We start from the raw sequence: 9,014 nt of genomic DNA, 5'->3' as shown, positions 1-9,014 counted from the left end.
ATTGTCTAGCATACAAGTTACTTTTGAATTATAGATAGTACTTCTACAGAATATATCTTGAGATATTCTATATTGTTCATCTTTAAAATCTTTTAAAGCATATGTACTTTCCTTACATTTTGCAACTCTTTTATCCTTTTTACAATCACGAACTATAACTCCCATTGGGCAGTACTCAGTTATCATAAGTGGAGTATATCCATATACCACAGCTTCTATTTGCATATCTGTATACTTTAATGTTTCTTTTATCTCGTATATATTTAATTCTTGAGATAAACATAAATTAGTAGCTCCAGTTTCTTTAAAGTGATTTATTGTTTCACTATTAAATGCATTTAAATAGTAATCTATATTTAATTCTTTATCCTTGAAGTAATCTAAAGCTCCCCAACTTCCAACTTGTACAGAATTCACACCTGTTTGCTTGGATTTTTCTAATTGTTTATACTCTTTATGTCTTATGATTCTTGGTGCTGAATATGCTATTTTCTTATTAAATTTAATTCCCGTCTTTAGTGCTTCATCAAGCGTGTTAACATCTTCATAGTAAACTATATCGACATTACACTGTAATGCGGCTTCTAGTTGTTCTATGTTCTTAACTTTTACTGATATTTTTTCAAATGAGTCTCTGCTTACTTTAGTTGGATTATATTTTATAACCTTATTTTTATGATTTCTATTTTTTATCTTAACTCTTTGTTCATCTAAAAGTTCAATACAATCTCTTCTCATTTGATTTAGTATACTTACTGGTAAGCTAACAGTATCATCTAATATTATTTCTAGATTTCTAAGTACATAAGGAGTATTTCCAAGTTTTTGCATTTGAGTTTCTACTTTTTCTTTACTTAACGCAACTTTCATTGCAGGTTCAACGATTTTATCTCCCTCTATGGTTGCACTATTTCCTTTTTTATCACTTAATGTAAGTATAGGGCTTTGTCCTAATTTTATAGTTATTTGTGCATCTATATCACTTTTTATAAGTTCTTTATCTTGTTGGAATGTAGCTTGTACTCTATCCATTAATTCACTATCAGAAGTTTTAAATACAATTTGTCCTCTTTTTGCATCTCCAACAAAATCTAGCTCTATTAGTTCACCTTCGTATCCTATAGTATGTATATCACCATTTTTTATAATTCTTCCTATAGTTCCTCCACCAAGGTTTATCCCATCACCCTTTTTAAGGGTATTTTCAAGCATTATTTTAAGTCTTTTAGTTCTTTTGTTATGATCTAGAACTTTCCCTATATATAGCCCTTGATTATTAGGTATTTCTGAATTCATAACATCCTTTCCTACTTCACCTAATACAAGACCTTTAGTAAATTTTCTATTGAAGATGGTATATAAATCACTTATTGTTTCACCTGATACTTTCAGTTTATTAGTTTCATTATATTCATCTACTGCTTTTCTATAACTATCTATAACTGTTGCAACATACTCTGGCTTTTTCATTCTTCCTTCTATTTTCAGAGAATGAACTCCTGTGTCTATTATTTTATCAATTTCTTCTATAGTATTTAAATCTCTTGGACTTAATAAATACTCTCCATTACTATTAATAACTTCACCAGTATGTATATCTATAAGTTCATACTTTTGTCTACATGGTTGAGCACATCTTCCTCTATTTCCAGATCTATTTCCTATCATACTACTCATTAAGCATTGTCCTGAATAGCATACACATAATGCACCATGAACAAATACTTCTATATCTGCATCACAGTTATCACAAATATACTTTATTTCTTCTACAGTAACTTCTCTAGCTAAAACTACTCTATCAAATCCAATTGATTCTAAGTATTTAACATCTTCTAAAGAATGTGCAACCATTTGTGTACTTGCATGTATTTCGAAATCTGGTAACTCTTTTTTTATAAACCTTGCCATACCTACGTCTTGAAGTATTATAGCATCTACATCTATGTCATATAAAAATTTTGCATATTCTACAAAATCATGTATTTCATTTTGTTTTATTAACGTGTTTGCAGTTACAAATACTTGTACACCTCTTATATGTGCATATCTAACTGCTTTTTTTAATTCATCTCTATCAAAATTGTTTGCTGATGCTCTTGCACTAAAATCTTTACCACCTAGGTATACAGCATTTGCTCCATTTTGAACTGCTGCTTTTAATGCTTCAAAAGACCCAACGGGTGCTAATAATTCTACGTCTTTCATATTGTCCTCCTTTAAGGAATATTTATCCTATATTTATAATATCCCTAATTGTAAAAATTAAAACCTTCAGGTTCCCCTGAAGGCTTAATTTCTGTTATTATTTCATTGCTCTAAGGTATTTTACCTCGTTTTCAAGTTCTATTTTTTCTAGCTGTACTTTATATGCATCATTTTGGAACTTTGAAGATAATTTTTCTGCTACTGTAGCTTTTTCTTCTGCTACGTCAATTTGAGCTTTAAGTTCCTCAATTTGAGCTTTATAGCTATCAACTTCTTCTTTAGAAGCTTCTGTTCTATTCCCTAATTCTTCTATTTGTGATTTTTGATCTTCAATCACTTTATTTAGTTCCTCTATTTTTGCATTATAATTTTCTTGCTCTTTTACTTTATTTTGTAATGAAATTTGTAATTTTCTCATCTCTAGTTTAAGCTCTTCATCTGACTTGCCAACTTTGTTCTTTAGTTCATCATTTTGCTTAGAAAGTTCATCATTTTCTTCTGAACATTCAAATAGTATATCTGTTATATTAACAGCTGTAACTATAGCTGCAACAGATTTACTTAATCTAGGATTATTTTCAATTACTCTAGTCATTTCTTTATCAACATATGATGCAACACTTATCATGTGTTGCTCTGATTTATCTCCCACCATTGGATATTCAGCACCGTTGATTTTTACCATAACCTTATTCATACTAACACACCCCTTACGTTAGTTAGTTAGATCTTAAGTTTGCATTTAATTTTTCACTTAGCTCACTTAATATCTTATCATGTACTTTTGCTACATCTTCATCTGTTAAAGTCTTTTCAGCACTTCTATATGTTATAGAGTATGCTATAGATTTATGACCTGATTCTATTTGTGCTCCTTTATAAACATCAAATAATTCATAGCTTTCTACTAGTCCTGCACCGTTAGCTTTGATTATATCTTCTATTTGCTTAACAAATACATCATCTTTAACTATCAATGCTATATCTCTAGATGTAGATGGGTATTTTGGTAATGGACTGTACATTTTAACACAATTTAAGTTTTCAAATACTAAATCTGCATCTATTTCTGCAACATAAACTCTTTGACCTAAATTATAATTTTCAATAACATCTGGATGTAATTCTCCAAAAGTACCTATATATATATTATTATACACTACTTTTGCACATCTACCAGGATGGAATGTAGAATTAGTAGTTTCTTGCTCTATTTCATATCCTTTAAATCCTACATTATTTAATATAGCTTCTACAATTCCTTTTAATACAAAGAAATCAACTTCTTTGCCATACATCCCTGTACAGAATTTCTTTGTTTCTACTGGCAATCCATTTTGTGGAGTAAACGTGTTTCCACATTCAAAGGCTGATACAGCTTCAACTTTATGAGATATATTTGTAGATATTACTTCTAACATATTAGGTATTAAACTCGTTCTCATTACAGATGTCTCTTCACCTAATGGATTTATTATCTTAACAAAGTTTCTCTTCTCATCATTTTGTGGTAAGTTTATTTTATCTACACCTCTAGGGCTTACAAATGAATATGTTAATATTTCATTTAATCCTACTGCTATAGCATTATTTTTTACATTATCCATGAATTTTTGCTTATCAGTTTTTACTCCTGCTGTAGCATTTCCTTCTAAATCTGCTGATGGTATATTTTCATATCCATATATTCTAGCTATTTCTTCTAATATATCTGCATCTTCAGTTATATCTAATCTAAAACTTGGAACTTCTAGTTCTAATTTATCAGAACTTATTAAGTTACACTTAAATTCTAAGCTTTCTAATATATTTATGAATTGGTCCATAGCTACATTAACACCTAATAATCTGTTTATTCTTTGAGGGTTAACTATTATCTTTTGAACTTCTTCTTTCTTAGGATAGTGATCAAGCATACCATTAAGTACTCTACCACAACCTAATTCTTCTATTAATTGACACGCTCTATTTACAGCAAGTTCTGTTAAATTAACATCTATGCCTTTTTCAAATCTTGATGATGCTTCTGTTCTTAATCCTAATTTCTTAGATGTAGCTCTTATATTTTCTTTAGCAAAGCTTGCACCTTCTATAAATATTTCTGTAGTTGTATCTTTTATTTCAGAATTTTCTCCACCCATTATTCCTGCTAAGTCTAATGTTTTATCTTCATTTCCTATAACTAACATATCTGATGTTAATGTTCTTTCAACACCGTCTAATGTAGTAAACTTTTCGCCTTCCTCAGCAAGTTTAACTATCATTTTATTGTATTTTATATCATCTAAGTCAAATGCGTGAAGTGGTTGACCTAACTCTAACATAACATAGTTTGTTATATCTACTATGTTGCTTATTGGTCTCATTCCAGCTTCTATAAGTCTTCTTTGCATCCAGTATGGAGAAGGACCTACTTTAACATCTTTTACAACTTTTCCACAGTATCTCTTGCATAAATCTGTTTGTATATCAATTTCAAATTCCATCTCTTCATCAGATTCGTTTACTTTTATTTCTGGATATCTGAATTCTTTTCCTAATGTAACAGCAGCTTCTCTTGCTATACCTATTATTGATCTACAATCAGGTCTATTTGAAGTTATTTCAAATTCTATTAAAGCATCATTAATTCCTAAAGCTTCTCTTACATCCATACCTAATTCAAATGAGTCTTGATGATCTAATATGTATATTCCATCTTTTTTGTGTTCTTCAACATATTGAGAAGGTATAGATAATTCTTCAGCTCCACAGAACATTCCTTCTGATAATACACCTCTTAACTTACCTTTTTTTATTTTAAAATCTCCTGGTAATACTGCACCTATTCTTGCAACAGGAACATAATCGCCAACTTTTATATTTTTAGCATTAGTTACTATTTGAAGTATTTGCCCATCACTCACTTCAACCTTTGTAACTGTTAATCTTTCTGCATCTGGATGTTGTTCTATTTCAAGTATTTTACATACCTCAACACCATTTGTTTCTTTTCCAAAGAATTCTACTTTTTCTACTTTTGACCCTGTCATAGTCATCATATCCGCAAATTCTTGAGTATCTTTATCTATGTTAACATAGTCTCTAAGCCATTTTAAAGGTACTAACATCTTAAATCCCTCCTAATTAAAATTGATTTAAAAATCTCATATCATTTTCAAATAATAGTCTTATATCATCTATTTCGTACTTAAGCATTGTAATTCTATCTACACCCATACCGAATGCAAATCCACTATAAACTTCTGGATCTATCCCACAGTTTTTAAGTACATTTGGATGTACCATACCTGCTCCTAATATTTCTATCCATCCTTCACCTTTACACATAGGACATCCTGAACCTTCACACTTAAAGCATGTAACATCTACTTCAGCACTTGGTTCTGTAAATGGGAAGTTATGTGGTCTAAATTTAGTTTTTGTATGTTCCCCGAATAACTTCTTAACGAACATATTTAATGTTCCTTTTAATTGAGCCATTGTAACATCTTTTCCTACTACAAGACCTTCTATTTGATGGAACATTGGTGAATGTGTAGCATCTGGTGAGTCAAATCTGAAACATCTTCCTGGAGATACTATTTTTATAGGTAATTCTGCACTTTTCATAGTTCTAACTTGAACTGGAGAAGTTTGAGTTCTAAGTAATAATTCACTATTTATATAGAATGTATCACTCATGTCTCTTGATGGATGGTCTTTTGGCGCATTTAATGCATCGAAGTTATTTTCAACGGTTTCAACTTCTGGACCTTCTGCTATAGAGAATCCCATTCCTATAAATATTTCGCTTACTTCATCTATTATTTGAGATATAGGATGCTTCTTTCCTACTATAGCCGGTTTTGATGGCATAGTAACATCTATAACTTCTTCTGCTAATTGTTTTTGCTTTTCTATAGCTCTTAATTCTTCTTTTTTAGAAGATATGTTTTCTTCTATTGATTCTCTCACCTTATTGGCAACTTGACCTATTACTGGTCTTTCTTCTGCTGATAACTTACCCATTTCTTTAAGTATTGCAGTTATTTCACCTTTTTTACCTAAGTACTTAACTCTTAGACTTTCTACAGCTTCTATGCTCAAAGTATCTTTAATTTCACTTAAAGCAACTTCTTGTAAATTAAGTAATTTTTCTTGCACTGTTAATCACCCTTTCGTTTTTTTATGTATTAAAAAAAGCCCTTCATCCCTATCTAGGGACGAAAGACTATGATTTCGCGGTACCACCCTAGTAGCTTAATAATTGTAAATTATTAAACCACCTCAAATAAACTTAACGCGTTTTGACGTTAAAGCCTACTATAAATTTCAGCTTTAATACTCCAGAGGGAACTTCTTTTGAATTCTTAGAAAGTACTTTCAGCCTAGGTACTTATCTCTGATCTAAGTTTAATCAAAATACTTTTCTCTTTCATAGTATTTAAAAATATGTTTTTCATATAATTATATCATATTATATATAGTACTTACAATATGTTAAACTAGGTATTTCTTTATTTCGTACATTAGTATAGCTGAACTTATTGCTGCATTTAACGATTCAGCTTTTCCATATATAGGTATTTTAACCAATATATCTGATTTTGATACTAATTCTTCATTTATTCCATTAGCTTCGTTTCCTATAACTAATGCCGTCTTATAGCTATATTCTACTGTATTATAAAAATTATTTGTCTCTAAATAACTAGATACAATATCAAAATTCTTTGATTTAAGTAATCTAATAGCTTCATCTTGAGTAGTATGAATTATATTCATATCAAAGATTGATCCCATTGTAGATCTTATAACTTTTGGATTGTATATGTCTACACATCCTTTTAATGCAATTATAACATCTACACCTGCTGCATCTGCCGTTCTTATTATAGTACCCATATTTCCCGGATCTTGTATTCTATCCAATATTAAAACAAATCTACTTTCGTCATTTAGATTTTCTTCTATATTTTTTGGTTTAAATTTAACTACACCTAAAATACCTTGAGTATTTTCAGTATCAACTAAATCATTAAATATTTTATTTGTAGTTTTGTATATTTTTATATTTTTTGTTCTTAGTGTATTTAAAAAACTTACATGTTCATCTTTGCCCTCAAAGTCTTCATTTATAAATACATAATCTATATTTGCATTACACTCTATAGCAAGAGTTAATATTCTATATCCTTCTATTATAAACTTTGATTCTTTGTTCCTATTTTTTGTTTTTAATAATGCTTTTGTATACTTTACTTTATCATTATCTTTAGCCGTTATCATTATAGACATTGCTACTTTCTCCTAATTAAATCTTTATTTTCTGATGCTATACTACTTATATTATTGTTTTGTCCAATTACAACTAAAATACTTCCTGGCCTTAGCTCTTCATGTGGTGCTGGAGTAACATTTATGCTTTTTCCTGTTTTTATAGCAAGAACTGTTATTTCATATCTCGCTCTTAGTTCTAATTCTATTAATGTTTTTCCTACCCAACTAGTTGGTGTAACTATTTCAACTATTGAATATTCTGGATCTAACTCTATATGGTCTAATATATTATCAGAAACTAGGTTATGTGCAACTCTTACTCCCATATCTCTTTCAGGGAAAACAACTCTATCTGCACCTATTTTATAAAGAACTTTAGCTTGTAACTCATCTTTAGCTTTACATACTATTTGAGATACTCCCATTTCTTTAGCTATAAGTGTTGCCATTATAGACGCTCTTATATCTGAACCTATTGCTACTATTGCTACATCGAAATTTCCTAATCCTAAAGATCTTAATGATTGTTCGTCTGTGACATCTACTATAGCTGCATGTGTAACTTTATCTGCTATGTTTTGAATTATTTCTTCACCTTTATCTATAGCCATGACTTGGTGGCCTAAAAGATGCATAGTTGTAGCTACTGAAGCACCAAATCTTCCACATCCTATAACTATATATTGTTTCATTTTTTTCTTCCTCTCCATATAAAAATTCATCTCCAATGTATATCTAATAATGTGTATTTGATTTTTAAATTTAAATATATACTTTATATATTATCCAACTATTATTTTTCCTTCTGGATATCTAATCGGTTGGTTTTTCTTTATTCCTCTAGATGCTAATGCCATGAATATAGTTAAAGATCCTACTCTTCCCATAAACATAAACATCATTATGAAAACTTTTCCCAAGGTACTTAGATTAGGACTTCCTCCTATGCTTAACCCAACTGTCGCAAAAGCTGATACTACTTCAAACCCTGCTTCAACTAATGTAAACTCAGAGTCAGTAACTGAGATTATTAAAGTTCCAAATACCACAACTACAATTCCTATAAAAAATATCCCTAAGGATTTTCTAACTGTAGACGTTTCAATTCTTCTCTCATATATTTCTATGTCTTCTTTTCCAAGTATAAATGATTTAACTGTAAGCACTAGTACTGCTAACGTAGTAGTTTTAATTCCTCCTCCAGTTGATGCAGGAGATGCTCCTACAAACATTAATATTATCATTATCATTATACTACTTTGATACATTGTAGTTAAATCTATAGTATTAAATCCAGCCGTTCTAGTTGTTACTGATTGTAATAATGAAGCAAGTAACTTCCCTCCAAGTCCTAACGACCCTAATGTATCTGGATTATTGTATTCCAATAATAATATAAATATCATTCCTACTACTATTAACATAGTTGTTGTGAATAACACAACTTTTGAATGTATTGTTAATTTAGATATTTTTTTATATTTAATTACATCAAGAATAACAGGAAAACCTAATCCGCCCAAAACTATAAGTGTTGAAATAGT

7 protein-coding genes and 1 other annotated feature are annotated in these 9,014 nt (G+C 29.8%); all 7 genes read right to left on the bottom strand.

Going from position 1 to position 9,014, the window contains the following annotated elements; translation table 11 throughout:
* The coding region (locus tag VLM92_RS09340) for a U32 family peptidase (RefSeq protein WP_325276073.1) at nucleotides 1-2,208 on the bottom strand (2,208 nt) is incomplete at its 3' end.
* A 97-nt stretch (nucleotides 2,209-2,305) separates the two neighbouring features.
* Nucleotides 2,306-2,905, bottom strand: a complete 600-nt coding sequence (gene zapA, locus VLM92_RS09335) for a cell division protein ZapA (RefSeq protein WP_325276072.1) — start codon at nucleotides 2,903-2,905, stop codon at nucleotides 2,306-2,308.
* Nucleotides 2,906-2,927: 22 nt separating this feature from the next.
* Entirely contained in the window at nucleotides 2,928-5,318 is a 2,391-nt protein-coding gene (gene pheT, locus VLM92_RS09330; protein WP_325276071.1) for a phenylalanine--tRNA ligase subunit beta, read from the bottom strand.
* Between the two features lie 16 nt (nucleotides 5,319-5,334).
* Nucleotides 5,335-6,354: a phenylalanine--tRNA ligase subunit alpha gene (gene pheS, locus VLM92_RS09325; RefSeq protein ID WP_325276070.1), complete on the bottom strand. Its 1,020-nt coding sequence runs from the start codon at nucleotides 6,352-6,354 to the stop codon at nucleotides 5,335-5,337.
* Nucleotides 6,355-6,406: 52 nt separating this feature from the next.
* Nucleotides 6,407-6,638 (bottom strand) — a binding site (T-box leader).
* A gap of 52 nt (nucleotides 6,639-6,690) precedes the next feature.
* Nucleotides 6,691-7,488 (bottom strand): RNA methyltransferase, encoded by a 798-nt coding sequence (locus tag VLM92_RS09320; protein WP_325276069.1) that lies wholly within the window; start codon nucleotides 7,486-7,488, stop codon nucleotides 6,691-6,693.
* A 2-nt stretch (nucleotides 7,489-7,490) separates the two neighbouring features.
* Nucleotides 7,491-8,162, bottom strand: a complete 672-nt coding sequence (locus VLM92_RS09315; protein ID WP_325276068.1) for a TrkA family potassium uptake protein — start codon at nucleotides 8,160-8,162, stop codon at nucleotides 7,491-7,493.
* Nucleotides 8,163-8,252: 90 nt separating this feature from the next.
* Nucleotides 8,253-9,014, bottom strand: a 762-nt coding sequence (locus tag VLM92_RS09310; RefSeq protein WP_325276067.1) for a potassium transporter TrkG, incomplete at its 5' end; no start/stop codon positions are given.

Origin of the sequence: Romboutsia sp. (assembly GCF_035470145.1) — a bacterium.
Taxonomy (GTDB): domain Bacteria; phylum Bacillota; class Clostridia; order Peptostreptococcales; family Peptostreptococcaceae; genus Romboutsia_D.
The sequence above is the reverse complement of the archived record's forward strand: the minus strand, read 5'-3'. Positions and strand labels throughout refer to the sequence as shown.